At 68.3% G+C, this 26,385-nt stretch carries 24 protein-coding genes; 18 read left to right on the top strand and 6 right to left on the bottom strand.

Going from position 1 to position 26,385, the window contains the following annotated elements:
* The first annotated feature begins 184 nt into the window (after positions 1–184).
* The 15 genes from ACFOWZ_RS11750 to ACFOWZ_RS11680 are packed head-to-tail and all read left to right on the top strand — an operon-like array spanning position 185 to position 16,797.
* Complete coding sequence (locus tag ACFOWZ_RS11750) at positions 185–550, top strand: NADH-quinone oxidoreductase subunit A (RefSeq protein WP_030473219.1); 366 nt, start codon at positions 185–187, stop codon at positions 548–550.
* 7 nt (positions 551–557) lie between these two features.
* Entirely contained in the window at positions 558–1,109 is a 552-nt protein-coding gene (locus ACFOWZ_RS11745) for a NuoB/complex I 20 kDa subunit family protein (RefSeq protein WP_030473218.1), read from the top strand.
* On the top strand, positions 1,106–1,849 hold the full coding sequence (locus tag ACFOWZ_RS11740) for an NADH-quinone oxidoreductase subunit C (protein ID WP_382371898.1): 744 nt from the start codon (positions 1,106–1,108) through the stop codon (positions 1,847–1,849). Before ACFOWZ_RS11745 ends, ACFOWZ_RS11740 begins: the two co-directional genes overlap by 4 nt.
* Positions 1,846–3,243 (top strand): NADH-quinone oxidoreductase subunit D, encoded by a 1,398-nt coding sequence (locus ACFOWZ_RS11735; RefSeq protein ID WP_382371896.1) that lies wholly within the window; start codon positions 1,846–1,848, stop codon positions 3,241–3,243. The genes ACFOWZ_RS11740 and ACFOWZ_RS11735 overlap by 4 nt, the downstream gene beginning before the upstream one ends.
* Positions 3,240–3,959, top strand: a complete 720-nt coding sequence (gene nuoE, locus ACFOWZ_RS11730) for an NADH-quinone oxidoreductase subunit NuoE (protein WP_382371894.1) — start codon at positions 3,240–3,242, stop codon at positions 3,957–3,959. Before ACFOWZ_RS11735 ends, nuoE begins: the two co-directional genes overlap by 4 nt.
* Positions 3,960–3,966: 7 nt before the next feature.
* Complete coding sequence (gene nuoF, locus ACFOWZ_RS11725; RefSeq protein ID WP_382371892.1) at positions 3,967–5,247, top strand: NADH-quinone oxidoreductase subunit NuoF; 1,281 nt, start codon at positions 3,967–3,969, stop codon at positions 5,245–5,247.
* Positions 5,244–7,706: an NADH-quinone oxidoreductase subunit G gene (locus ACFOWZ_RS11720; RefSeq protein WP_382371890.1), complete on the top strand. Its 2,463-nt coding sequence runs from the start codon at positions 5,244–5,246 to the stop codon at positions 7,704–7,706. Before nuoF ends, ACFOWZ_RS11720 begins: the two co-directional genes overlap by 4 nt.
* A gap of 23 nt (positions 7,707–7,729) precedes the next feature.
* Positions 7,730–9,025, top strand: coding sequence for an NADH-quinone oxidoreductase subunit NuoH (gene nuoH / locus ACFOWZ_RS11715; RefSeq protein ID WP_382372655.1), 1,296 nt, complete (start codon positions 7,730–7,732; stop codon positions 9,023–9,025).
* 2 nt (positions 9,026–9,027) lie between these two features.
* Positions 9,028–9,543, top strand: coding sequence for an NADH-quinone oxidoreductase subunit NuoI (nuoI, locus tag ACFOWZ_RS11710; protein WP_030473211.1), 516 nt, complete (start codon positions 9,028–9,030; stop codon positions 9,541–9,543).
* The gene (locus ACFOWZ_RS11705; RefSeq protein WP_382371888.1) at positions 9,540–10,391 is read left to right on the top strand and encodes an NADH-quinone oxidoreductase subunit J; all 852 of its coding nucleotides are present in this window, start codon (positions 9,540–9,542) and stop codon (positions 10,389–10,391) included. Before nuoI ends, ACFOWZ_RS11705 begins: the two co-directional genes overlap by 4 nt.
* Positions 10,388–10,687 (top strand): NADH-quinone oxidoreductase subunit NuoK, encoded by a 300-nt coding sequence (gene nuoK / locus ACFOWZ_RS11700; RefSeq protein WP_030473209.1) that lies wholly within the window; start codon positions 10,388–10,390, stop codon positions 10,685–10,687. The genes ACFOWZ_RS11705 and nuoK overlap by 4 nt, the downstream gene beginning before the upstream one ends.
* Positions 10,688–10,697: 10 nt before the next feature.
* On the top strand, positions 10,698–12,632 hold the full coding sequence (gene nuoL / locus ACFOWZ_RS11695) for an NADH-quinone oxidoreductase subunit L (protein ID WP_382371885.1): 1,935 nt from the start codon (positions 10,698–10,700) through the stop codon (positions 12,630–12,632).
* Entirely contained in the window at positions 12,629–14,197 is a 1,569-nt protein-coding gene (locus ACFOWZ_RS11690) for an NADH-quinone oxidoreductase subunit M (protein ID WP_382371883.1), read from the top strand. The genes nuoL and ACFOWZ_RS11690 overlap by 4 nt, the downstream gene beginning before the upstream one ends.
* Before the next feature lies 1 nt (position 14,198).
* Positions 14,199–15,776: an NADH-quinone oxidoreductase subunit NuoN gene (gene nuoN / locus ACFOWZ_RS11685; protein ID WP_382371881.1), complete on the top strand. Its 1,578-nt coding sequence runs from the start codon at positions 14,199–14,201 to the stop codon at positions 15,774–15,776.
* A gap of 55 nt (positions 15,777–15,831) precedes the next feature.
* A complete protein-coding gene (locus ACFOWZ_RS11680; RefSeq protein ID WP_382372653.1) occupies positions 15,832–16,797 on the top strand; it encodes a polyprenyl synthetase family protein in 966 nt (321 codons plus the stop codon).
* A gap of 68 nt (positions 16,798–16,865) precedes the next feature.
* Here the strand turns inward: ACFOWZ_RS11680 and rarD are convergent, their stop codons facing one another.
* Positions 16,866–17,789 (bottom strand): EamA family transporter RarD, encoded by a 924-nt coding sequence (gene rarD, locus ACFOWZ_RS11675; RefSeq protein WP_382371879.1) that lies wholly within the window; start codon positions 17,787–17,789, stop codon positions 16,866–16,868.
* 145 nt (positions 17,790–17,934) lie between these two features.
* Between rarD and ACFOWZ_RS11670 the strand changes: the two genes are divergently transcribed.
* Positions 17,935–19,899, top strand: coding sequence for a LapA family protein (locus ACFOWZ_RS11670; protein ID WP_382371877.1), 1,965 nt, complete (start codon positions 17,935–17,937; stop codon positions 19,897–19,899).
* Between the two features lie 57 nt (positions 19,900–19,956).
* On the opposite strand, the gene ACFOWZ_RS11665 is transcribed toward ACFOWZ_RS11670, so the two are convergent.
* The 4 genes from ACFOWZ_RS11665 to ACFOWZ_RS11650 form a co-directional block, all read right to left on the bottom strand.
* Complete coding sequence (locus tag ACFOWZ_RS11665; protein WP_382371875.1) at positions 19,957–21,006, bottom strand: 2-oxoacid:ferredoxin oxidoreductase subunit beta; 1,050 nt, start codon at positions 21,004–21,006, stop codon at positions 19,957–19,959.
* Entirely contained in the window at positions 21,003–22,841 is a 1,839-nt protein-coding gene (locus ACFOWZ_RS11660; protein WP_382371873.1) for a 2-oxoacid:acceptor oxidoreductase subunit alpha, read from the bottom strand. Before ACFOWZ_RS11660 ends, ACFOWZ_RS11665 begins: the two co-directional genes overlap by 4 nt.
* A gap of 211 nt (positions 22,842–23,052) precedes the next feature.
* On the bottom strand, positions 23,053–23,793 hold the full coding sequence (locus ACFOWZ_RS11655) for an enoyl-CoA hydratase (protein ID WP_382371871.1): 741 nt from the start codon (positions 23,791–23,793) through the stop codon (positions 23,053–23,055).
* Between the two features lie 4 nt (positions 23,794–23,797).
* A complete protein-coding gene (locus ACFOWZ_RS11650) occupies positions 23,798–24,238 on the bottom strand; it encodes an Lrp/AsnC family transcriptional regulator (RefSeq protein ID WP_035913697.1) in 441 nt (146 codons plus the stop codon).
* Between the two features lie 147 nt (positions 24,239–24,385).
* Between ACFOWZ_RS11650 and ddaH the strand changes: the two genes are divergently transcribed.
* Entirely contained in the window at positions 24,386–25,198 is an 813-nt protein-coding gene (gene ddaH / locus ACFOWZ_RS11645; RefSeq protein ID WP_382372651.1) for a dimethylargininase, read from the top strand.
* A 168-nt stretch (positions 25,199–25,366) separates the two neighbouring features.
* Complete coding sequence (locus ACFOWZ_RS11640) at positions 25,367–25,756, top strand: hypothetical protein (RefSeq protein ID WP_382371869.1); 390 nt, start codon at positions 25,367–25,369, stop codon at positions 25,754–25,756.
* Positions 25,757–25,997: 241 nt separating this feature from the next.
* Here ACFOWZ_RS11640 and ACFOWZ_RS11635 read toward each other — a convergent pair whose 3' ends face one another.
* A complete protein-coding gene (locus tag ACFOWZ_RS11635; protein WP_382372649.1) occupies positions 25,998–26,375 on the bottom strand; it encodes a MerR family transcriptional regulator in 378 nt (125 codons plus the stop codon).
* Positions 26,376–26,385 lie beyond the last annotated feature (10 nt).

Here is a 26,385-nt window from a genome sequence, read left to right as displayed (position 1 = left end):
CAGACCCTGTGATCTAGGTCATTTACAGGCGTTCTACACTGGCGAGCGACCTTGTGAATCACTTCACAACAGTGTGCACAAGCTTGTGAACTGTTTCACAAGCGGTTGTTAGGTTCGCCTAACAATCGAGTCGGACAACAACACCCTTAGGGTGCGGTCGACCGCGAGGAAAGGACGACGGAGCGTGCTTGACCCTTACCTCCCCCTCGTATTGATGTTCGCGCTCGCCGGGGCGTTCGCACTGTTCTCGGTGACCGCAGCGCCCTACATCGGACCCCGCCGCTACAACAAGGCGAAGCTCGACGCGTACGAGTGCGGCATCGAGCCGAGCCCGCAGCCGGTCGTGGGCGGTGGGCGCATGCCCGTCGCCTACTACCTGACGGCGATGCTCTTCATCTTGTTCGACATCGAAATGGTCTTCCTCTACCCGTTCGCCGTCGCTGCCGACAAGCTCGGGCTGTTCGGGCTGGTGGAGATCGTCCTGTTCGTCGCCACGCTCGGCTTCGCGTACGTCTACGTGTGGCGTCGCGGCGGCCTCGACTGGAACTGAGGAAGTCATGGGTCTCGAGGAGAAGCTCCCGAACGGCATCCTGCTGACCAGCGTCGAGAAGCTGGTCAACTGGACCCGCAAGTCCTCGCTGTGGCCTGCCACCTTCGGCCTGGCCTGTTGCGCCATCGAGATGATGACGACGGGTGGTCCGCGCTACGACCTCGCCCGCTTCGGCATGGAGGTCTTCCGGGCCTCACCCCGCCAGGCGGACCTGATGATCGTCGCCGGCCGCGTCACCAACAAGATGGCGCCGGTGCTGCGGCAGATCTACGACCAGATGCCCGAGCCGCGCTGGGTGCTGGCCATGGGCGTGTGCGCCAGCAGTGGCGGCATGTTCAACAACTACGCGGTGGTGCAGGGCGTCGACCACGTCGTGCCCGTCGACATGTACCTGCCGGGCTGCCCGCCGAGGCCGGAGATGCTGATGGACGCGATCCTCAAGATCCACGCCAAGATCATGGACGAGCCGCTGAACGCCGTGCGCGCCAAGGCACTCGCCGACTCGGGCTACCGCACCGATCTCATCCCGTCCTCCGAGCGTTTTGCGAGGAAGAAGTGACCGAGCCAGGGGGAGAGCACTCCAGCGCCGACCGCGCTGTCGAGGGCCTCGAGAAGACCAACGGCGCAGAGGCCAAAGCGCCGATCTTCGCGGGCAAGGAGCGCAAGGGCCTCTTCGGCGTCACCGGCTCCGGCGACACGTCCGGCTTCGGTGGCCTGCGCCTGCCCGCCCACGTGGCCGCTCCGTCCGAGCGCCCGTTCGGCGGCTGGTTCGACGAGGTCGCCGACGAGCTGTTCGCCGCGATCAGCGACAAGGGCCTGCCCGCCGACACGGTGCAGCAGGTGACGGTCGACCGCGGCGAGATCACCTTCTACCTCAGGCCGGAGACGTTGCTGGAGGTGGCGCGCATCTGCCGCGACACCCCGTCGCTGCGCTTCGAGCTCTGCAGCTCCGTCTCCGGTGTGGACTACGGCGCCGACGTGCCGCAGCGCCTGCACTCGGTCACGCACCTGACGTCGATGACCTACCGCCGCCGGATCCGGCTCGAGGTCGCGGTCGACGTCGACGACCCGCACGTGCCGAGCCTCGTCGAGGTCTACCCGACGGCGGACTGGCAGGAGCGCGAGACCTGGGACATGTTCGGGATCATCTACGACGGTCATCCCGGACTGACCCGAATCCTCATGCCGGACGACTGGGACGGCCACCCGCAGCGCAAGGACTACCCGCTGGGCGGCATTCCGGTCGAGTACAAGGGCGCGGAGATTCCTCCGCCGGACCAGAGGCGGTCGTACTCATGACCGAGCGGCTTTCCGACGTCACCACCGGGACGAACACCAGCGCGACCGGTAGCGACAGCACGGACGACGTGAACACCCGCACCGAGACCCCGGAGATCGCCGACTCACGGCGCACCACCGAGGGCACCGTCTACACGGTCACCGGCGGCGACTGGGACGAGGTGCTCGCGGACGCCGTCCACGACGAGCGCATCGTCATGAACCTCGGCCCGCAGCACCCGTCGACGCACGGCGTGCTCCGCCTGGTCCTGGAGCTCGAGGGCGAGACCGTCACGCACGCCCGCAGCGTCATCGGCTACCTGCACACCGGTATCGAGAAGAACTGCGAGTACCGGACCTGGGTCCAGGGCGTCACGTTCGTCACGCGCACGGACTACCTGGCGCCGCTGCACCACGAGGCCGCCTACTGCATGGGCGTCGAGAAGCTGCTCGGCATCACGGTGCCGGACAAGGCGCAGGCGATCCGCGTCCTGCTGATGGAGCTCAACCGCATCAGCTCGCACCTCGTCGCGCTCGCCACCGGCGGCATGGAGCTCGGTGCCCTCACCGGCATGACCTCCGGCTTCCGCGAGCGCGAGGAAGTCCTGCACCTGCTGGAGCACCTCACCGGTCTGCGCATGAACCACGCGTTCATCCGCCCCGGCGGTCTCGCCCAGGACCTGCCGAACGACGCGGTCGAGAAGATCAACGCGTTCGTCAAGGTCATGGAGAAGCGGCTCCCGGACTACGACAAGCTGCTCACCGGCCAGCCGATCTGGCGCAACCGCCTCGCGGGCGTGGGCTACCTGCCCGTCGACGCGTGCCTCGCGCTCGGCATCACCGGCCCGATCCTGCGCTCCGCCGGCCTCGCCTGGGACCTGCGCAAGATCGAGCCGTACAGCGGCTACGAGAACTACACGTTCGACGTGCCGACCTCGAACGCGGCGGACTGCTTCGCGCGGTACCTGCTGCGGCTCGAGGAGATGCACCAGTCGCTGAAGATCGTCAAGCAGGTCGTGAAGAGCCTGCCGACCGGTCCGGTGATGGTTGAGGACGCCAAGATCGCGTGGCCCGCGCAGCTCACGATCGGCAGCGACGGCATGGGCAACTCGCTCGAGCACGTCCGCAAGATCATGGGCCAGTCCATGGAGTCCCTCATCCACCACTTCAAGCTGGTGACCGAGGGCTTCAAGGTGCCGGCGGGCCAGGTCTACGTGCCGGTCGAGTCGCCGCGCGGCGAGCTGGGCTACCACCTCGTCTCCGACGGCGGCACGAGGCCGATGCGCGTGCACCTGCGCGAGCCCAGTTTCGTGAACCTCCAGTCGATGCCCGCGATGTGCGAGGGCGGCATGGTCGCCGACGTGATCGCCGCCGTCGCCTCGATCGACCCGGTGATGGGTGGTTGCGACCGATGACTCAGGCTGCTGAGAACACCACTTTCGGCCAGTCCACTGTGGACCGCGCGCAGGCGATCATCGCCCGCTACCCGCAGTCCCGCAGCGCGCTGCTGCCGATGCTGCACCTGGTGCAGTCGGTGGAGGGCTACGTCTCGCAGGACGGCATCCGGTTCTGCGCCGGGCAGCTCGACCTGAGCGAGGCCGAGGTCAGCGCGGTCGCGACGTTCTACACGATGTACAAGCGCCGCCCGTGCGGTGAGCACCTCGTGAGCGTCTGCACCAACACGCTGTGCGCGGCACTGGGCGGCGACGACATCTACTCGACGCTCAAGAGCCACCTCGGCGTGGGCCACGAGGAGACCGCGGGCGAGCCGGGCACGCCGGGCTCGATCACGCTGGAGCACGCCGAGTGCCTCGCCGCGTGCGACCTCGGCCCGGTTCTCCAGGTGAACTACGAGTTCTACGACAACCAGACGCCGGAGAAGGCGCTGCAGCTGGTGAAGTCGTTGCAGGCAGGGGAGAAGCCCGCCCCGACCCGTGGCGCACCGCTCACCGACTTCAAGCAGGCCGAGCTCCAGCTCGCCGGGTTCTTCGAGGGCCGCGACGCGGACCTCGACGGCCCGTCGGCGGCACCGGAGACGTTGCGGGGCGCGCAGATCGCGAAGGACCGCGGCTGGGACGCCCCGAAGATGCCGGCGAACGCCGAGTTCCCTGCACTGCCGGAAAAGAAGTAGGGATCAAATGGTCAACCCGCTGACTCCCGTTCTCACCAAGCGCTGGACCGAGCCCAGGTCCTGGACGATCGAGACCTACGAGCGCACCGGTGGCTACACCGCCCTGCCCAAGGCGCTGAAGGCCCACCCGGACCAGCTCATCCAGCAGTGCAAGGACTCCGGGCTGCGCGGCCGCGGCGGCGCGGGCTTCCCCACGGGCATGAAGTGGGGCTTCATCCCGCAGGGCGACGGCAAGCCGCACTACCTCGTCATCAACGCCGACGAGGGCGAGCCGGGCACCTGCAAGGACATCCCGCTGATGATGGCGGACCCGCACTCGCTGATCGAGGGCGTGATCATCACGTCGTACGCGATCCGCGCGAACTTCGCGGCGATCTACGTCCGCGGCGAGGTCCTGCACTGCATCCGGCGGCTGAACGCGGCCGTCAAGGAGGCCTACGCCAAGGGCTACCTGGGCAAGGACGTCCTCGGCAGCGGGTTCGACCTCGACCTGGTGGTCCACGCCGGCGCCGGCGCGTACATCTGTGGCGAGGAGACCGCGCTGCTCGACTCGCTGGAGGGCCGTCGTGGCCAGCCGCGACTCAAGCCGCCGTTCCCCGCGACCTCGGGCCTGTACGCGTCGCCCACCGTCGTGAACAACGTCGAGACCATCGCGTCGGTTCCCTTCATCGTCAACGGTGGCGCGGACTGGTTCCGCGAGATGGGCCGCGACCGCTCGCCCGGTCCGAAGATCTACTCGCTGTCCGGTCACGTCACGAACCCCGGCCAGTACGAGGCGCCGATGGGCACCACGCTCCGGCAGCTGCTGGACATGGCCGGTGGCATGAAGGACGGCATCCCGCTGAAGTTCTGGACGCCGGGCGGCTCGTCCACCCCGCTGTTCACCGCGGAGCACCTCGACGTGCCGCTGGACTTCGAGGGTGCCGCCGAGGCCGGGTCGATGCTCGGCACGACGGCGCTGCAGATCTTCAACGAGACCGTGTCCGTGCCGTGGGCCGTCATGAAGTGGACGGAGTTCTACAAGCACGAGTCGTGCGGCAAGTGCACGCCGTGCCGCGAGGGCACGTACTGGCTCGTGCAGATCCTGCAGCGGATGGTGGCGGGCAACGGCACGGCGAGCGACATCGACACGTTGCTCGACGTCTGCGACAACATCCTCGGCCGTTCCTTCTGCGCGCTCGGTGACGGTGCCGTCAGCCCGATCACCAGTGGCATCAAGTACTTCAAGGACGAGTTCCTGGCTCTCTGCGACCAGAACTCCAAGGTCCTGGCTGGAGCGAACGCATGACCATCGCCCCTGACAAGAACAGCACCGAGCTGGTGGTCCCGGAGGGTCACGTCAAGCTCGTCATCGACGGTGTCGAGGTCGTGGCGCCCAAGGGCGAGCTGCTGATCCGCACGGCCGAGCGCCTCGGCACGGTCATCCCGCGCTTCTGCGACCACCCGCTGCTGGAGCCCGCGGGCGCCTGCCGCCAGTGCCTCGTCGAGGTCGAGATGGGCGGCCGGCCGATGCCGAAGCCGCAGGCCTCCTGCACGATGACGGTCGCGGACGGCATGGTCGTGAAGACCCAGCTGACCTCGCCGGTCGCGGACAAGGCCCAGCAGGGTGTGATGGAGCTGCTGCTCATCAACCACCCGCTGGACTGCCCGATCTGCGACAAGGGCGGCGAGTGCCCGCTGCAGAACCAGGCGATCGCGCACGGCCGCGCGGACTCCCGGTTCCACGAGCACAAGCGGACGTTCCCGAAGCCGATCAACATCTCGACGCAGGTGCTGCTCGACCGCGAACGCTGCGTGCTCTGCCAGCGCTGCACCCGGTTCTCCGCGCAGATCGCCGGTGACCCGTTCATCGAGCTGCTGGAGCGCGGTGCGCAGCAGCAGATCGGTGTGGCGAAGGACAAGCCGTTCCAGAGCTACTTCTCCGGCAACACCATCCAGATCTGCCCGGTCGGCGCGCTCACGTCCGCCGCGTACCGGTTCCGCGCCCGGCCGTTCGACCTCGTGTCGACGCCGAGCGTCTGCGAGCACTGCTCCTCCGGTTGCGCCGAGCGCACCGACTGGCGGCGCGGCAAGGTGCAGCGCAAGCTCGCCGGTGACGACCCGCAGGTCAACGAGGAGTGGATCTGCGACAAGGGCCGGTTCGCCTTCCGCTACGCCACGGCCGACGACCGCATCACGCGGCCGATGGTCCGCGACGCCGAGACCGGTGAGCTGCGCGAGTCGTCGTGGACGGAGGCGCTGCAGGTCGCGGCGGCCGGTCTGCTCGCGGCACGGGACGCGAACGGCGTCGGTGTCCTCACCGGTGGCCGGCTGACCGTCGAGGACGCCTACGCGTACTCGAAGTTCGCCCGGATCGCGTTGCACACCAACGACATCGACTTCCGCGCCCGGCCGCACAGCGCCGAGGAGCTGGAGTTCCTGTCCGGCACCACGGTGTTCACGAACCCGGACAACGGCGTCACCTTCCAGGGCATCGAGAAGGCACCGGCCGCGCTGCTGGTCGCGTTCGAGCCCGAGGAGGAAGCGCCGATCGTCTTCCTGCGCCTGCGCAAGTCGGCTCGCAAGGGCACCACGAAGGTCTTCCACCTCGGCCAGTTCACGACCCCGGCCGTGGAGAAGACGTTCGGCACGCTGCTCGCCTGCGTGCCCGGTGCCGAGGCGAACGCGCTGAACGCGTTGCCGGAGCACGCTTCCGACGTCGTCGAACTGCTCGGAAAGCCCGGTGCGGTGATCCTCGTCGGCGAGCGCGCCGCCGAGATCCCCGGCGCGTTCACCGCGGTCGCGAAGCTGGCCGAGCGCACCGGGGCCAAGGTCGCGTGGATCCCGCGCCGTGCCGGTGAGCGCGGTGCGCTCGCGGTCGGTGCCACGCCGAACCTGCTGCCCGGTGGCCGCCACGTCGCGAACACCGCGGCCCGCACCGAGGTCGAGCGCACCTGGGGTGTCGAGGAGGGCTCGCTGCCGGCGAACCCCGGCCGCGACACCACCGGAATCCTCGAGGCCGCCGCGAACGGTCAGCTGTCCGGCCTGGTGGTCGGCGGCGTCGACCCGTTCGACCTGCCGGACCCGGCGCTGGCCGAGAAGGCGTTGGCCCAGGCCGGTTTCGTCGTGAGCCTGGAGCTGCGGCCGAGCGCGGTCACCGCGCACGCCGACGTCGTGCTCCCGATCGCCCCGGCGGTCGAGAAGTCCGGCAGCTACCTCAACTGGGAGGGTCGCCGCCGCGAGTTCGGCACGACGCTCGAAGGCACCGGCGCGCTGCCGGACTGCCGCGTGCTCGACACCCTCGCGGTGGAGATGGACGCGGACCTGTTCACGCAGACGCCCGCGGCCGCGGCGGCCGACCTGGCCCGCCTCGGCGAAGGCGCTCCGAGCGGCTCCTCGCTCAACGTCGCCGCGCCGCTGCAGTCCCCGGCCGGTGCCGGCAAGGCAGTGCTCGCCACGTGGCACCGCCTGATCGGCAACGGTTCGCTGCAGGTGGACGAACCGCACCTCGCCGGCACCGCCCGCCCGGTCGTCGCGAAGGTCGCTGAGGCCACCGCGCAGCAGTTCGGCCTGGAGACCGGCGGCTACGTGACGGTCTCCACCGAGCGCGGCGCGATCACGCTCCCGGTCGAGACCGACGACCTGCCCGAGGGCGTCATCTGGCTGCCCACCAACTCGGGTGACGTGACCGTCCGGGCCACTCTCGGCGCGGGCCACGGCTCGATCGTCTCCGTCAGCGGCGGAACTTCTTTTGGGGTGAAGTCATGACCCAGCACGTCTTCGCAGCGGAGATCGGCGACACCGCCAAGCTCCTCGCGGACGACCCGATCTGGCTGGTCCTGATCAAGGTCGTCGGGATCTTCGCGTTCCTGGTGGTCATGACCCTGTTCATGATCAACTGGGAGCGCAAGGTCGTCGCCAGGATGCAGCACCGTCCCGGCCCCAACCGGGTCGGCCCGAACGGCTGGCTGCAGTCGCTCGCGGACGGTCTGAAGCTCGCGTTCAAGGAGGACATCCGCCCGGTCCTCGCGGACAAGTGGGTGTTCTTCCTCGCGCCGGTGATCTCCTGCATCCCCGCGTTCCTCGCGTTCTCGGTGATCCCGCTCGCGGGCGAGGTCAACATGTTCGGCCAGCAGACCGCGCTGCAGCTCGTCGACCTCCCGGTCGGCGTGCTGGTGGTGCTGGCCTGCTCGTCGCTCGGCGTCTACGGCATCGTGCTGTCCGGCTGGGCCTCCGGCTCGCCGTACCCGCTGCTCGGCGCCCTGCGCAGCGCCGCACAGGTGATCTCCTACGAGATCGCGATGGGCCTGTCGATCGTCGCGGTGATCATGTTCACCGGCTCGATGTCGACCGGTGACATCGTGGGAGCCCAGGCGTCCACCGTGCTCGGGTTCGCGCCCGCCTGGTTCGGCCTGCTGCTGTTCCCCAGCTTCGCGATCTACGTCGTGTCGATGGTCGGCGAGACCAACCGCGCCCCGTTCGACCTCCCCGAGGCCGAGTCGGAGCTGGTCGGTGGTTTCCACACGGAGTACAGCTCGCTGAAGTTCGCGCTGTTCTTCCTCGCCGAGTACGTCAACATGGTCACCGTCTCCGCGCTCGCGACCACGCTCTTCCTCGGCGGCTACCACGCGCCGTGGAGCGGCGACTTCCTGAACACCGGCTGGTGGGGCCTGCTCTGGTTCATCATCAAGACGCTGGCGTTCCTCTTCCTCTTCATCTGGCTGCGCGGCACGCTTCCCCGCCTGCGCTACGACCAGTTCATGAAGCTGGGCTGGAAGGTGCTGGTCCCGACCAGCCTCGTCTGGATCATGGCCGTCGCGGTCATCCGCACCGGCGCGATCCAGCAGCTCTCCACGGCACAGCGGCTCATCGCGCTCGGTGTGGTCGTCGGCCTGGTGCTGCTGGTCTCGTTCCTGCTGCCGGACAAGAAGGTCCAGGACACCAAGGGCGTGCCGCTCGCCGGCTCCGGCTTCCCGGTGCCTCCGCTCGACCTCGCGGTCCCCAAGTCAGCGCCCAAGCGCAAGGTCAAGGTCGCCAACATCCCCAAGGACACGGCAGCCGTCACCACCGGTAAGGAGGCTGAGTAGGGATGTTCGAGTCCCTCAAAGGCTTCGGCGTCACCTTCGGCACCATGTTCAAGAAGGTGGTGACGGAGGAGTACCCCGAGGTCAAGAAGGTGACCGCGCCGCGGTTCCACGGCCGTCACCAGCTGAACCGGCACCCGGACGGGCTGGAGAAGTGCGTCGGCTGCGAGCTGTGCGCGTGGGCCTGCCCGGCGGACGCGATCTTCGTCGAGGGTGGCGACAACACCGAGGAAGCGCGTTACTCGCCCGGTGAGCGCTACGGCATGGACTACCAGATCAACTACCTGCGGTGCATCGGCTGCGGCCTGTGCATCGAGGCGTGCCCGACCCGTTCGCTCACGATGACGAACGAGTACGAGCTCGCCGACGACAACCGCCAGGACCTGATCTTCACCAAGGAAGACCTGCTGGCGCCGCTGCTGCCCGGCATGGAGCAGCCGCCGCACCCGATGCGGCTGGGCAACAACGAGACCGACTACTACGTGAACGGCCCGCAGCTGGCGAAGGAGGCCGGACAGTGAGCCTTCTCGTGCAGTTCCTGGCCCAGCAGCCGGAGCCCGTGCAGCGCGTGGTCGACACCGTCACCACTGGTGAGGCCATCGCGTTCTGGGTGCTCGGCCCGCTCGCGCTGGCCGGCGCGCTCGGCATGCTCTTCGCGCGCAACGCGGTGCACTCCGCGCTGTGGCTCGTGGTGACGATGCTGAGCCTCGGTGTGCTGTACATGATCCAGCAGGCGCCGTTCCTCGGCTTCGTGCAGATCATCGTCTACACCGGCGCGATCATGATGCTGTTCCTGTTCGTGCTCATGATGGTCGGCCGCGACAGTTCGGACTCCGTGGTCGAAGTCATTCGCGGACAACGGCTCGCGGCCGCGTTGCTCGGCATCGGGTTCGCCGCGCTGATGATCGGTTCCGTCGGCCGCGCGCTCACCTCGGTCCAGTCCAGGGGCCTCGCCGAGGCGAACACCACGAACGGCGGCAACGTCGGCAACATCGGCACGAAGCTCTTCACGGACTACCTGTTCGCGTTCGAGCTCACGTCGGCGCTGCTGATCACCGCCGCGCTCGGCGCGATGATCCTGGCCTTCGTCGGCCGCGACGGGAAGCCCGCCCGCAAGACGCAGAAGGAACTCGTCGAGGAGCGCTTCCAGGAGGGCAAGCGGGTCGGGTCCATCCCCGGTCCGGGTGTCTTCGCCACCGCGAACTCGGTGGCCACCCCCGCACTGCTGCCCGACGGCAGCGTGTCGGAGGAGTCGCTGTTCGAGGTCATCGAGGCGACCGACAAGTCCACCCTGTCGGACGACATCGCCGGGGCGGCCGGCACCGGGCACGAGGCCGACGCGCACGCGCTCAAGGGAAGTGAGTCGTGACTCCCACCTACTACCTGCTGCTGTCGGCTCTGCTGTTCAGCATCGGCGCCGTCGGCGTCCTGGTGCGCCGCAACGCGATCGTGGTCTTCATGTGCGTCGAGCTCATGCTCAACGCGGTCAACCTGAGCCTCGTGACGTTCGCGCGGATCAACGGCTCGCTCGACGGTCAGGTGATGGCGTTCTTCGTGATGGTCGTCGCCGCGGCGGAGGTCGTCGTCGGCCTCGCGATCATCATGTCCATCTTCCGCACGCGTCGCTCGGCCTCGGTCGACGACTCGAACCTGCTGAAGTACTGAGGGGTCACCGGTGACGGAACCTGTTGCCGCCAGCGGGATCGCTTCTCTCGCCTGGCTGTTGTTGGCGCTGCCCGCGTTCGGCGCGGCGGTGCTGCTGGTCGGTGGCAAGCGCACCGACAAGTGGGGCCACCTGCTCGGCTGCGCCACGATTCTCGGCGCGTTCGGCTACGGACTCGCCCTGTTCTTCTCGACGCTCGGCCTGTCGCCGGAGGAGCGGGTGCAGAACGTGCACCTGTTCAACTGGATCGACGTCAACGCGCTGACCGTCGAGTTCGGACTGCGGATCGACCCGCTGTCGCTCACGTTCGTGCTGCTGATCACCGGTGTGGGCTCGCTGATCCACATCTACTCGATCGGCTACATGGCGCACGAGGAAGGCAGGCGGAAGTTCTTCGCCTACCTCAACCTCTTCGTCGCGGCGATGCTCCTGCTGGTGCTGGGCAACGGTTTCGTGACCCTGTACTTCGGCTGGGAGGGCGTCGGTCTCGCCTCGTACCTGCTGATCGGCTGGTACCAGTACAAGCCGGAAGCGGCGTCGGCGGCCAAGAAGGCCTTCCTGATGAACCGCGTCGGCGACCTGGGCCTCGCCATCGCGATCTTCCTGATGTTCAACAAGCTCGGGACGACGCAGTACACCGAGGTCTTCAGCCGCGTCAGCGAGTTCTCCTCGGCCGAGGTCCTCGCGATCACGCTGCTGCTGCTCCTCGGCGCCTGCGGCAAGTCCGGTCAGTTCCCGCTCCAGGCCTGGTTGCCCGACGCCATGGCCGGCCCGACCCCGGTGTCCGCCCTGATCCACGCGGCAACCATGGTCACCGCGGGCGTGTACCTGATCGCCCGCTCGAACCCGCTCTACAACCTGAGCGAGGACGGCCGCCTGGTCGTCATGATCATCGGTGGCGTCACGCTGCTGATCGGTTGCATCATCGGTTGCGCCTACGACGACTTCAAGAAGGTCCTGGCGTACTCGACGGTCTCGCAGATCGGTTACATGATCCTCGCCGTGGGCCTCGGCCCGATCGGGTACGCGCTGGGCATCATGCACCTGCTGACGCACGGTTTCTTCAAGGCCGGGCTCTTCCTCGGTGCCGGTTCGGTCATGCACGGCATGAACGACGAGGGCAACATCCGCAGGATGGGCGGGCTGTACAAGTTCCTGCCGATCACCTTCGTCACCTGGACGCTCGGCTACCTCGCGCTGATCGGCATCCCGCCGTTCGCGGGCTACTTCTCGAAGGACGCCATCATCGCGGCGGCGTTCACCGGCGAAGGCTGGCGCCCGTGGGTCTTCGGCGGTGTCGCCCTGCTCGGTGCCGCGCTGACCGCGTTCTACATGACGCGCCTGCTGATCCTCGTCTTCCTGGGCCAGCCCCGCTGGAAGGACCTGAAGTCCGAGGACGGCCGCGACTACCACCCGCACGAGTCCCCGCTGTCGATGACCGTTCCGATGATCGTCCTGGCGGTCGGTTCGGTCGGTGGCGGTTGGTTCCTCTCGTCCGGCGGGCGTCTGGCCGGCTGGCTGGAGCCCTCGCTGGGCGAGCTGAAGGAAGAGCACGGCGTCATCTCGCACGGCATGGTCGGAATCCTGACCGTCGTGCTGGCGGTCGTCGGCGCCGGTCTCGCGTTCCTGCTCTTCGGCCGCGGCAAGCAGCCGGTCGAGCGGCCGGCGCGGGTGTCGTTCCCGGTGCGCGCGGCGCGTGCGGACCTCTACGGCAACGCACTGAACGAGGCCCTCTTCGCGCGGCCGGGCACCTGGCTCACCCGCGCGCTGGTGTTCCTCGACCTGAAGGGCGTCGACGGTCTGGTCAACGGCACCGCGGCGCTGCTCGGTGGTAGCTCCGGCCGGTTGCGCAGGCTGCAGACCGGGTTCGTCCGCTCCTACGCACTGTCCATGCTGCTGGGCTCGATCTTCGTGCTCGGGGCGCTCCTGGTGGTGAGGTTCTCGTGACCTGGGTTCTGATCGCGCTGCTGGTCGTGCCGCTCGTCGGCGCGCTGGTGGTGTCGTTCCTGCGCAAGGACGACGCGAAGGCCAAGCTCGTCGCACTGGCGTTCTCGGTCGTCGAACTGGTGCTCGCCGTTCTGCTGTGGTTCGCCTACAAGCCTTCTGGCGACCGCATCCAGCTCGCGTTCGGCGTGGACTGGATCCCGGCGTTCGGCGTGCGGCTCTCGTTCGGCATCGACGGCATCGCGCTGGTGATGATCGCGGTGATCGCGCTGCTGATCCCGCTCGTCATCGGGGCCGGCTGGACGGAGAAGCTGCCCGCCGGTCGTTCGCAGGGCGGCTACCTCGCGCTGATCCTGGTGCAGGAGGCCGTGACGGTCGCGGTGTTCGCCGCCACCGACGTCTTCCTGTTCTACGTGCTGTTCGAGGTCATGCTGATCCCGATGTACTTCCTGATCGGCGGCTACGGCGGCGCGCGCAGGCAGTACGCGGCGGTCAAGTTCTTCCTGTACTCGTTCCTCGGCGGCCTGATCATGCTGGCCTCCGCGATCGGCGCCTACGCGATGGCGTCGGACGAGCTCGGCAAGGGCACGTTCGACTGGGCGACGCTCGTGACCGTGGTCCGCGACGCCGATGCGACGACGCAGACCTGGCTGTTCCTCGGCTTCTTCCTGGCGTTCGCGATCAAGGCGCCGCTGGTGCCGTTCCACACCTGGCTGCCGGACGCGGCCGCCGAGGCGCCCATCGGCGTCACGGTGATCGTCGTCGGCATCCTGGACAAGGTCGGCACGTTCGGCATGCTGCGCTACCTGCTGCCGATGTTCCCGACGGCGTCGAAGAACCTGGCGCCGCTCGTGCTCGTGCTGGCGGTGGCCGGTGTCCTTTATGGATCGTTGCTCGCCACGGGCCAGCGGGACATGAAGCGGTTCCTCGCGTACGTCTCGATCGCCCACTTCGGCTTCATCGCGCTCGGCATCTTCGCGTTCACGTCCCAGGCGGGCGTGGGCTCGGTGTCGTACATGCTCAACCACTCGGTCTCGACCGGCATGCTGATCCTGGTGATCGGCATGGTGATCGCCCGCGGTGGTTCGTCGAAGATCGCCGACTACGGCGGCATGTCGAAGGTAGCGCCGCTGCTCGCGGGCATGCTGCTGCTGTCGGGTCTGACCACGCTGTCGCTGCCGGGCACGAACTCGTTCGTCTCGGAGTTCCTGGTGCTGATCGGCTCGTTCCCGACGCAGCCGGTCTACACGATCATCGCGACGGTCGGCATGGTGCTCGCGGCGCTGTACGTGCTGTGGCTCTACCAGCGGGTGATGACCGGTCCGCTGCGCGGTGACGCCCTCATCGGTGCCGCCGCTGGTCCGGGCGCGGTCGGCGACCCGGAGAAGAAGACGGCGATCGGCGACCTGAACAGGCGCGAGATCGCGGTCCTCGCACCGCTCGTAGTCATCGTGCTGGCACTCGGGTTCTACCCGCAGCCGGTGCTCGACGTGATCACCCCGTCCGTCGGGGCGACGCTGACCGAGGTCGGCGTGACCGACCCGGTCTCCGTGCAGGAAGGCAAGTGACGTGAACCTTCTCGTCGCTCAGGCGCAGCAGATCGAGGCGCCGCAGATCGACTACGGCGCCATCGCGCCGCTGCTCGTCGTACTCGGCGCGGCGTGCATGAGCGTGCTGCTGGAAGCCTTGCTGCCCAAGCACCAGCGGTGGGCCGTGCAGCTCGTGCTCACGCTCGCCACGCTGGTCGGCGCCACCGGTGCGCTGATCTTCTACGCGACGTCGGAGCGCCCCGCCCAGGGCGTGGCGACGCTGGCGGGTGCGATCGCGGTCGACTCGCCGTCGTTGTTCCTGTGGGCCACGTTGCTGGTGCTGGCGTTCGGCAGCGTGCTGCTGATCGCCGACCGTTCGGTGGAGCCGGGTGGTGCGTTCGTGGCCCAGGCCGCGATCCGTCCCGGCACGGTCCAGGACCGCGCGCAGGCGACGAAGACCGGCATGCAGACCGAGGTCTTCCCGCTCACGCTGTTCGCGCTCGGCGGCATGATGACGTTCGTCGCGTCGAACGACCTGCTGACCATGTTCGTCGCGCTGGAAGTCCTGTCGCTGCCGCTGTACCTGATGTGCGGCCTGGCTCGCCGCCGTCGCCTGCTCTCGCAGGAAGCGGCCGTGAAGTACTTCCTGCTCGGCGCGTTCGCGTCCGCGTTCTTCCTCTACGGCGTGGCCCTGCTCTACGGCTACGCGGGTTCGGTGAAGCTCTCGGCGATCGCGACGGCCGCGGCCGGCACGGACCGCTCCGACACGCTGCTGTTCGCGGGCTTCGGCCTGCTGGTGGTGGGCCTGCTGTTCAAGGCGGCCGTCGGACCGTTCCACGCGTGGACCCCGGACGTGTACCAGGGCGCGCCGACGCCGGTGACGGCGTTCATGGCCGCGTGCACCAAGGTCGCCGCGTTCGGCGGCATCCTGCGCGTGCTCACGGTGGCGTTCGAGAACACGCAGTGGGAGTGGCGCGGCGTGCTGTACGGCGTCGCGGTCGTGTCGATGGTGATCGGTGCTGTGCTGGGTCTCACGCAGACCGACGTGAAGCGCATGATCGCGTACTCCTCGGTGGCGCATGCGGGCTTCCTGCTGATCGGCTCGATCGCCCTGACGCCGGAGGGCACCGCGCCCGGCGTGAGCGCGACGCTGTTCTACCTGCTGGCGTACGGCTTCACCACGATCGCCGCGTTCGGCATCGTGTCGCTGGTCCGCAACTCGGACGGCGAGGCGACGCACCTGTCGCAGTGGGCGGGTCTCGCGAAGCGGTCGCCGATCGTGGCGGGCGTCTTCACGTTCCTGCTGCTGGCGCTGGCCGGCATTCCGCTGACGTCCGGCTTCATCGGCAAGTTCGTCGTGTTCAGCGCGGCGATCGACGCCGGCCTGGCGCCGCTCGTGGTGATCGCCCTGGTGGCCTCGGCCGTCGCGGCGTTCTTCTACCTGCGGGTGATCGTGCTGATGTACTTCAGCGAGCCCGCTCCGGACGGCCCGACCGTGACCGTGCCGGGTGCGTTCACCACGATCGCGATCACGTTGGGTGCGGTTGTGACCTTGGTGCTCGGTTTGTGGCCCACGTTCGTGCTCGATTGGGCGGGTACCGGCACGTTCCTCAGCTAGGTGTACGTAGGCTGCTGGTGTGACCAGTAGCGAGCATGAGGGACCGGGGTTCGCGTTGGTGGACCCCGTGCTCTCCGAGGTAGTCCAGGTCGGCCTGGCCGAGGTGGAGCGCAACCTGCACGACGTCGTGCAGAGCGAGTTCCACCCGGTCACGGAAACCTCGCTTCACCTTGTGGAGGCGGGCGGAAAGCGGATCCGCCCGCTCTTCACACTGCTCGCATCGCAGTTCGGCGCCGACTGGGACCGGGAGAAGGTCATCAAGGCGGCCACTGTGGTCGAGCTCACCCACCTCGCGACGCTCTACCACGACGACGTCATGGACGAGGCGACCATGCGCCGCGGCGCGGTGTCCGCGAACGTCAAGTGGGACAACAGCATCGCGATCCTCACGGGTGACTTCCTCTTCGCCCACGCGTCACGGCTGACCGCCGATCTGGGGACGGACGCGGCGCGGATCATCGCGGAGACCTTCTCGGTCCTGGTGACCGGTCAGATGCGCGAGACCGTCGGCCCGCAGCCCGGCGAGGACCCGATCTCCCACTACCTCAGGGTGATCGAGGAGAAGACCGGCGTCCTGATCGCCACCGCGGCGAGGTTCGGCGGCATGTTCTCCGACGCGACCGACGAGCAGACGGACGCGCTGCGCCGGTACGCCGAGGTGATCGGGGCGGCGTTCCAGATCTCCGACGACGTCATCGACATCGCCTCCCCGTCGGCGCAGTCCGGCAAGACACCGGGCACCGACCTGCGCGAGGGCGTGAAGACGCTGCCGATGCTCTACGCGCTCGCGGACCCGTCCGAGACGCGGCTCGTCGAGCTGCTGGCGGGCCCGATCCACGACGACGCGCTGGTGGACGAGGCTCTCGAGCTGCTGCGTCGGTCGTCCGGCATGGACAAGGCGCGCGAGACCCTCGACGAGTACGCGGACCGGGCCCGCACGGAGCTGGGCAAGCTGCCGCCGTGCCCCGCCCGCGACGCCCTCGAAGAGCTAGCCACCTACTGCGTAGCCCGCTCCCGCTAACTGTTTTGGCGGGGNNNNGAAAAGCACGTTCGGGCCGATAGATGGCCCGAACGTGCTTTTCGCGCCAATCATTCAGGCCAGGTGAGGGACTGCTTGCGCCGGTTCCTCACCGCGTCGAACGTGAAGATCGCGAGCGCCAGCCACACCAGGGCGAACCCGATCCACCGGCTCGCGGGCATGGGCTCGTGCACGACGAACACGCCCCAGACGAACTGCAGGATCGGCGCGAGGTACTGCAGCATGCCCATGGTGGTCAGCGGGATCCGTTGCGCGCCCGCGCCGAACAGCACCAGCGGGACCGCCGTGACGATGCCGGTGCTGAGGAGCATCAGCGTGTGGCCGGTGCCTTCGGTGGTGAAGGTGTTCGCGCTGCCGAGCGTGAGCAGGTAGACGAACGCGATCGGGGCGATCACGGCGCTCTCCGCGGTGAGGCTGGAGATGGCGTCGAGCGGCACCTTCTTCTTGAGCAGCCCGTAGACCCCGAACGAGCAGGCCAGGATCAGCGAGATCACCGGCAGCCTGCCGTAGTCGACGGTGAGCACGATCACAGCGATGACGACCACGGCGATCGCGACGACCTGGGGCAGCCGCAGCCGCTCCTTCAGGAAGATCATTCCGAGCGCGACGCTGAGCAACGGCGTGATGAAGTAGCCGAGCGCGGACTCCACGACGTGCTGGCTGTTGACCGCGTAGATGTAGGTGCCCCAGTTCGCCGTGATCAAGATGGCCGCGGCGGTAACGATGAGCCAGCCTTTTCCTGATAACTCAAGGAAAGGACGCCACCGCCTGAGCACCGCGACGACGATGGCGAGCGTGACGAACGACCAGACGATCCGGTGTGCGAGCACCTCGACCGGCTGGGCGGGTACGAGGAGTGGCCAGTACGCGGGGAACAGTCCCCAAAGGACGTAGGCCAGTGCGCCGTAGGTGACTCCTCGCCCCTGGGTGTGAACTTCTGGCGAAGTGATGGAGGAAGTCGTCAGCGGCGGCACAGAATCCCACTCTACGCTGGCGTTTCCTCTGGTTGTTTGCGCTGAACGGCGTAGTGACGGAGCATCATCGAAGGCACTGTAGTTTGGCCATGCTCACCCTTCCGAGTGAGTGGGGGCCGAGTGTGGTCGTAGAAGGGGCTTACCCGTGAATGTCTTCGGGCAGGTCTGGCTGTGGAGCTTGCTGGCGTTCGTCGCGGGAGTGCTGCTCACCTGGGTGGTGATGGTCCGACCCGCGCGCAAGCAGATCGCCGACCTCGAAGATCAACTTCAGGACGCTCGCCGGTCGGCCCCGCCGATCGCGACGGCCGTCCGCACCGACGACTTCGAGGTCGACGAGTGGGACGACGCGCCGCCGCGGTCGCTGACCGACGAGGTGCTGGCCCTCCCGCCTGCGGCGCCGACGCCCGCGCCTGCACCCGCGCCGTACGTGGAGCCGCCGGCCTACTTCGGTGAGCCCGTGCCGGCTCCGGCGCCCATCCCGGCCCCGCTGCCCGTTCCGGTCGTCGAGGAGCCCGTGGAGGCTCCCGTCGAAGAGGTCGTGGAGGAGGAGCCGTCCGCTCCGGTCCGCCAGTACCTGGAGCCGGAGGAGGCGCAGCGCCGGTTCGAGGAGCAGCTGGCCGAGCAGAAGGCCATGGCCGACGCCGAGGACGACCGTCCGCGTTCGCTGTTCGAGCGCCTCGCGCCCGAGGACGTGCCGGAGGAGACCCCGGCCGAGATGACGACGGTGCTGCCGCGGTCCGGTCTCGAGGCCGCCGACTTCGACGACGAGCCGGAGCTCCCGGTCGAGCAGACGTCGTACGTGCCCACCGTCGAGCCCGTCGCCGAGGTCGCTCCGCCGACCCGCGAGCCGACGGCGCCGGCCGAGGTCGAGCACCCCGACGACTTCATCTACCAGCCGCGCGAGGTGTGGGCCGAGCAGGAGCAGGAAGTCTTCCTCGACGAGGCCGACGAGCAGGAGGACGAGCCCGCCGGCACCCGCTCCGAGCAGACGACGTTCATCGCCGTCGAGGAGAGCAGCTGGCCCGACACCGACCTCACCGGCGAGTATCCCGGCCTGCGCGACGAGATCTCCGGCCAGCTGGACGGGTTCACCGAGCCGGAGCCGGAGCCGGAGACGGCCGCCGAGCAGACCGGGTTGATCGAGCCGATCGACCTGGACGCGCCGCACGTGCGCAACGGCGTCTTCGAGACGACTCTCGCGGACGAGCAGGCGTACACCGACGAGCAGGCGTTCACCGAGCCCGAACCCGAGCCAGAGTCGGCTCCGGCGCACGCCTACCGCGAGCCCGAGCCGGCTCACGAAGAGCCTGTCCGGCCCTACTCCCAGCCGTTCACGGCTCCCGGTGCCCCGGCTCCCGCGCCGTTCTCGGCGTTCGAGCCGCGGACCGAGGTCGACGAGGCTCCGGAACGCACGCCGCGTGGCGTCGGCGCCGCCTTCTCGCACGCCGCGGAAGCGCCCCCGGCCCCGGCGCCGGTGGCCGACCGTCCGCGCTCGCTGTTCGAACCGCTGCTGGACGCCGACGAGCCGCTGCCGCCGACCGGGCAGACCCGCTCGCTCCCGGACACGAGCAACGACCAGCCGTTCGTGCCGAAGTTCGTGCCGAGCGACGAGCCGCTGCTCGCCGCCCCGCCGGAGCCGGAACCCGAGCCCGTCGTCGTCGAGACCGACCTGCCCCAGCGCGTGACCGAGGCGGGCCTGCCGATCCGCGAGGCCCGTCGCACCACGGCACAGCGCCAGCAGAGCTTCCCGGCGTTCCAGGCCTTCGAGTCCCCGAAGCCGGAGGCCCCGCCCGCACCCGCCGCACTCCCGGCCCGCCCACGCCCGGTCGGCTTCTCGCCGTCCACGGGTGGCCGCCCGAACGGCGCGGCGGGTCCGTCGGCGCGCTACCAGCAGCCGGAGGGCTTCAACCCGCGCTCCCCGTTCGGTCCGGGTTCGGTGCTGCCGAAGTCGGACGGCCACGCGCCGGCCGCGGACTTCGCGGTGAAGGCGACGCTGACCGGTCGTCGTTACTACACCGAGGGATCCGCGAACTTCGTGGACACGAGGGCGGACGTGTGGTTCCGCACCGAGGCCGACGCGGAGAAGGCCGGGTTCCGCCCGGCTCCCTGAACGCATGTGAAAAAGGCCCCCACCGCGTTCGGTGGGGGCCTTTCTCGTCGGTCCGGGTCAGCCGACCACGGTCCAGGTGTCCTTGCCGTGCAACAGCTTGCTCAGGTCCGCTTCCTTCGCGGCCTTGGCCTCGTCGACCTGGGCCCGCGCGCTGTCGTCGTACGTCGGCCTGTTCGCCCTGCGGAACACACCCGTGACGGTGTGCGAGAGGTCCTGCGTCGACAGCCGCGAGAGCGCGAACGACAGGTTCAGGTCCGACGCGTCGTGGATGACGATGTCGCTCGCGTCCACGTCCGCGGACTTCGCGACCGCGAGTCCGAAGCCCTCGCGGATCACGCAGTACTCGCCCTCGCGACCGAACCGGATGGGCTCGCCGTCGACGACGTTGATGATCCGCCGCTGTGCCTCGTCCGCGTCCTTCAGCACGTCGAACGCGCCGTCGTTGAAGATCGGGCAGTTCTGGTAGATCTCGACGAGCGCCGAACCGCGGTGCTCGGCCGCCTGGCGCAGCACCGAGGTCAGACCCGCCTTGTCCGAGTCGAGCGCCCGGCCCACGAACGAGGCCTCCGCGCCCAGCGCCAGCGACACCGGGTTGAACGGGTGGTCCAGCGATCCGGCCGGGGTCGACTTGGTGATCTTGCCTTCCTCGGAGGTCGGCGAGTACTGACCCTTGGTGAGGCCGTAGATCCGGTTGTTGAACAGCAGGATCTTGAGGTTCACGTTGCGGCGCAGCGTGTGGATCAGGTGGTTGCCGCCGATCGACAGCGCGTCACCGTCACCGGTCACCACCCACACGCTCAGGTCCGGCCGCGACACGGCGAGACCCGTGGCGATGGCCGGCGCACGGCCGTGGATGGAGTGCATGCCGTACGTGTTCATGTAGTACGGGAAGCGGGACGAGCACCCGATGCCCGACACGAACACGATGTTCTCGCGCTTGAGGCCGAGCGACGGCAGGAACGACTGCATCGTGTTGAGCACGATGTAGTCGCCACAACCGGGGCACCAGCGGACCTCCTGGTCCGACTTGTAGTCCCTGGCCGTCTGCTTCTCGTCGGTGGTGGGAACTCCGGTCAGTCCCGGGATCCCGAGGTCGATAGCGGTCACGCCGACACCCCCTTGATCACGTCAGCGAGCACGTCCTGCAGCTCCTCCGCCTTGAAGGGCAGGCCCTGCACCTTGGTGTACGAGACGGCGTCCACGAGGTACTTCGCCCTCAACAGCAACGCCAGCTGGCCCAGGTTCATTTCCGGCACGATCACCTTGTCGTACTTGCGCAGCACCTCGCCCAGGTTCTTCGGGAACGGGTTGAGGTGGCGCAGGTGCGCGTGCGCGACCGGCAGGCCCAGCTTGCGGACCCGGCGTGCCGCGGCACCGATCGGGCCGTACGACGAACCCCAGCCCACGACCAGGACCTTCGCCTCGCCGCTCGGGTCGTCGACCTCGACGTGCGGGACCTCGATGCCGTCGATCTTCGCCTGGCGCAGGCGGACCATCCGGTCGTGGTTCTCGGGGTCGTACGAGATGTTGCCGGTGACGTCCTGCTTCTCCAGACCGCCGATGCGGTGCTGGAGACCAGGCGTGCCGGGCACGGCCCACGGGCGGGCCAGCGTCTCCGGGTCGCGCGAGTACGGCTGGAACGTCTCGGGGTCGGTCGCGAACTCGACGGTGAGGTCGGGCAGCGCGTCGACGTCCGGGATCAGCCACGGCTCGGAGCCGTTCGCGACCGCGCCGTCGGAGAGGAACAGCACCGGCGTGCGGTACTGGAGCGCGATCCTGGCGGCGTCGAGCACGGCGGCGAAGCAGTCCGACGGGGACTGCGGCGCGACGATCGGCACCGGCGACTCGCCGTTGCGGCCGAACATCGCCTGCAGCAGGTCGGCCTGCTCGGTCTTCGTCGGCAGACCGGTGGACGGGCCACCGCGCTGCACGTCGATCACCAGCAGCGGCAGCTCGGTCATCACCGCGAGGCCGATGGTCTCGGACTTCAGCGCGATGCCGGGGCCCGACGTCGACGTGACGCCGAGCGCACCGCCGTAGGACGCGCCGAGGGCGATGCCGATGCCCGCGATCTCGTCCTCGGCCTGCACCGTGGTGATGTCGAAGTTCTTGTGCTTGCTCAACTCGTGCAGGATGTCCGACGCCGGCGTGATCGGGTACGTGCCGAGCACGACGGGCAGCTTCGAGCGCTGCGCCGCCGCGACGATGCCGTACGCCGTGGCCGTGTTGCCGGTGATCTGGCGGTACGTGCCGACGTTGAGCTTCGCGGGCGCCACCTCGTAGGTGACGGCGAAGGCCTCGGTCGTCTCGCCGTAGTTCCAGCCGGCGCGGAACGCCAGGACGTTGGCCTCGGCGATGTCCGGCTTCTTCGCGAACTTCTCGCGCAGGAACCGTTCGGTGCCTTCGGTCGGCCGGTGGTACATCCACGACAGCAGGCCCAGCGCGAACATGTTCTTCGCGCGCTCGGCGTCCTTCTTGCCGAGCCCGGTCTCCTCCAGCGCGCCGATGGTCAGCGTGGCCATGGCGACCTTGTGGACCTGGAAGCGCTCCAAGGACTCGTCCTCGAGCGGGTTCGAGTCGTACCCGACCTTGGTCAGGTTCCGCTTCGTGAACTCGTCGGTGTTGACGATGAGGATGCCGCCGTCCGGCAGGTCGACGACGTTCGCCTTGAGCGCGGCCGGGTTCATCGCGACGAGGACGTCGGGACGGTCGCCGGGCGTCAGGATGTCGTAGTCGGCGAAGTGCAGCTGGAACGACGAAACGCCGGGCAGGGTGCCCTGTGGAGCGCGGATCTCGGCCGGGAAGTTGGGCTGGGTGGCGAGGTCGTTGCCGAACGCCGCCGCTTCCGACGTGAACCGGTCTCCGGTGAGCTGCATGCCGTCACCGGAGTCGCCGGCGAAGCGGATCACGACGCGATCCAGCTTGCGGGTCTCAGTGCTCATTCCTACGCCGATACCTCTCTCCAAGGGTGGCTGTGCCCCACATCGAGGGTAGTCGCCAGGACCGCCCGCCAGACCGGCCGTGTACCACCAGGCGAGACAAACCGTCCCATTCGCCGCACCGGGTCCTTAACTAGACGGTAGGCACCGCACTACCAGTGGATACCCGAATGCGGCAGACGTCACCCCCGAAACCTGTTACTCAAGGTAACACCTACCGCCCGCTGATCCGAGCCTTCATCGCGGCAAGCCTGGCAGCGAACTCTGGAGTGTCGATCGAAGCGACCTGTGGCCTCAGCTCGGTCTCGACCGCCTCCGCGTGGTCGTGCATTGCATCGGTCGCCCGCATGGTCGCCTTGATGGTCCGTACGAGTTCAGCTGGAGCCTCAGCAGCGGCCCTGGCCAGCTCTTTTGCTACTGCGAGTGGGTCTTCGGCCTTCGTGAGTGCGAGGTTGGTGCGCACCGCCTCGTCGGCGTCCAGGATCTGCCCGAACAACGTCATGGCCGTCGCGGTCTGCGGCCCGGTGATCCTCTGCAGCATCCAGGTCATGCCGCCACCAGGGTGAATGCCGAGCTGCAGGAACCGCGCGTCGAACCGCGCTTTCGGCCCGGCGACGCGCACGTCGGCCGCCAGTGCGAGGTTGAGGCCGGCACCCACCGCGGCCCCGTTGACCGCGGCGATCGTGGGGATCGTCGCGTTGGCCACGGCGAGGAAGCCCTTGTAGATCTTCCGCAGCCCCTCGTCCTTGGACTCGCCGAGCTGCGTGAGGTCGGCACCGGCGCAGAACGCGGGCGGCGCGCCGGTGACGATCAAGGCGTTGGCCGATTCCTCGGCTCGGGCAACCTTGTCCGCGAGCTCCTGCGACAGGTCGATCGTGAGTGCGTTGCGCCGGTCCGGATCGTTGATCGTGATCACGGCGACGGAGTCGTTGAGCTCCAGCAGAACCTCAGCCATGGCCCTAGGGTGCCAGCGGCCGGTCCAGGAGCCGGGACAGGACCACCGTCGACACGGTCCGGTCGATGATCTCGACGGCCCTGAGACGTTCGAGCGCCGTCTCCAGGTGGTGGATGTCCGCGGCCCTGAGGTGCACGATCGCGTCCGCCGCCCCCGACACCGTGTAGGCGGCGCTGACCTCGGCCATCGGCTCCAGCCGGTGCTGGATGTCGTGCGGCGCCACGTTCCCCTTGCAGTGCACCTCGACGAAGGCCTCAGTACCCCACCCGAGCGCCTCCGGATCCACCACGGCCGTGAAGCCGCGCAGAACCCCGGTGTCCAGGAGTTTGTCCACCCGTCGCTTCACCGCGGGCGCGCTCAGCCCCACCTCTTTGCCGATCTCCGCGTAGCTAGATCGAGCGTTGGCCATGAGGCACGAAATGATTCGCTGGTCGATGCTGTCCACACGCAACATTCTGCCCTAGTTGACGCAATGTCGCGGCGTTGATCGATGGTCTAGCTGGGCTTTACATTTCGATCCATGACGGTATCCATCTCCGGGCCCGGCGAGCCGATCACGCTCGACATCGCCGCACCCCTCGCGCCGACGCGCATGCCGACGACCCGTCGGTACCTCATGTGCCCGCCGACGTACTTCACGGTGGAGTACGCCATCAACCCGTGGATGGATCCGACCCAGCCCACCAGCACCTCGCTGGCAGTGGAGCAGTGGACGGCCCTGAAGGAGACCTACGAGCGCCTGGGCCACGAGGTCCACGTGATCGATCCGGTCGCCGGCCTCCCCGACATGGTCTTCTCGGCCAACAGCGGCACGGTCATCGACGGCCGAGTCCTGGGCTCCCGCTTCCGCGCAGAGCAGCGCGCGGCCGAAGCCGACCACTTCCGCCGCTGGTTCCTCGGCGCCGGCTACAAGTCCGTGGTCATGCCCACCGCCGTGAACGAGGCCGAGGGCGACTTCACCTGGACCGGCTCCCTGCTGCTCGCCGGCACAGGCTTCCGCACCGACCCGCACGCCCACTCGGAGGCCCAGGAGGTCTTGGGCGTCCCGGTCGTCTCCCTGCAGTTGGTCGACCCGCGCTTCTACCACCTCGACGTGGCCCTGTTCATGCTCGACGACCAGTCTTCGTCGCCTTTGGTGGCCTACTACCCGGAGGCGTTCTCGCCAGGCTCGCAACAGGTCCTGCGCCGCCTCTTCCCGGACGCCGTGATCGCCAACGACGACGACGCGGTCTGCCTGGGCCTGAACGCGGTCTCCGACGGCAAGCACGTGGTGATGCCCGTAGAGGCCGTTCATCTGGCCGAGCAGGTGGCGCGGCGCGGGTTCGAGCCCGTGCTCGTGGACATCTCGGAACTGCGCAAGTCGGGCGGCGGCCCGAAGTGCTGCACGATGGAACTGCGCGGCTGACCTCGCCCACGCAGACCGCTTCGAAGGCCCCCCGTCAACAACGCCGGGGGCCTTCGTCGTGGAGAGACTGGAAACGTCGTTGCGGGTTCGCCGTGCCCGGTGTTGTGCTGAACCTGGTCGTTGCACCCGTCCACAACGGGCAGAGAAGCACGAAGTGGCGGTGACGTCGTGAGTTTGCAGTCCCGGCCGGCCAGTGGCGGAGGGGAGTGGCCCACCGACAAGTTGACCGCGTTGCGGCTCGGACAGCGACTGGTCACCGAGGTACCGGCTTCCAGATCAGGCCGTCGAGCATTCGTCGACATCACGCCCGTGGCCACTCCGGCGGATGCCAAAGCCGGCAGCCAAGGCCGGAAACGATCCGATGATGCTCGCACCTTCACCCTGCAGCACTGGGACTACGAGGCTGATCGCCTCGACGGCTTCGACTACGACATGGGAGCAGTCCTGGTCAAAGCCAGGACTGCCACCAGCGAACTGGAACTGACTGCAGCCCTCGGAGAGTGGGGCCTGCGTCCGGAACGCTTCGTCTACCCGTGGCACTCTGACGACCCGAAGTAGGTACGTTCACCGACGAGCGTGGCCTGCCATCGACTATCAAGCGCCGCACGGAACTGCGCGGTTGGACCTCGCCCACGTAGTCACCTGATCTGCGCTGGTTGGAGACCTGAACAGGTCCTGACCAGCGCAGATCTGTTCTTGTCACGCTCCACGGGCGGTCTCACGTCGCCACGAGCGCCGCATGGAGGCCTGGAACGAGCTTTCTGCTGGACGCCGTCGTTGTACGGTCCGGTATGTGGGGTCACACGCCTTGCAACGGCGGGCTCGGCTCCTCGGGCGCCGGCGGAGGCGTCATCCTGGCGTTGAGCGCCCGAGCTTCCTGGAGCTGGTCTTCCAGCGTGACGATGCGGCAGGCGGCGTCGAGGCCGGTGCCCTGGTCGACCAAGGCGCGGACGCGGGCGGCCAGACGCAGTTGGAAGCGGCTGTAGCGGCGGTGCCCTCCGGCCGAACGTTGCGGCTCGATGAGTTTCGCCTCGTCCAGGCTGCGCAGGAAGTTCGCCGAGGTGTTGAGCAGTTCCGCGGCCCGGCCCATCGTGTAGGCGGGATAGTGCTCGTCATCGAACTTCTCGGCTGGGGTCTGCGGCTCGTTGTCCGCTGCTTCAGGACTACCTGGGGTCATCGCGCCTCCG

The organism is Lentzea rhizosphaerae, assembly GCF_042649515.1.
Lineage (GTDB): Bacteria > Actinomycetota > Actinomycetes > Mycobacteriales > Pseudonocardiaceae > Lentzea > Lentzea aerocolonigenes.
This window is presented reverse-complemented; position numbering and strand designations above follow the sequence as displayed.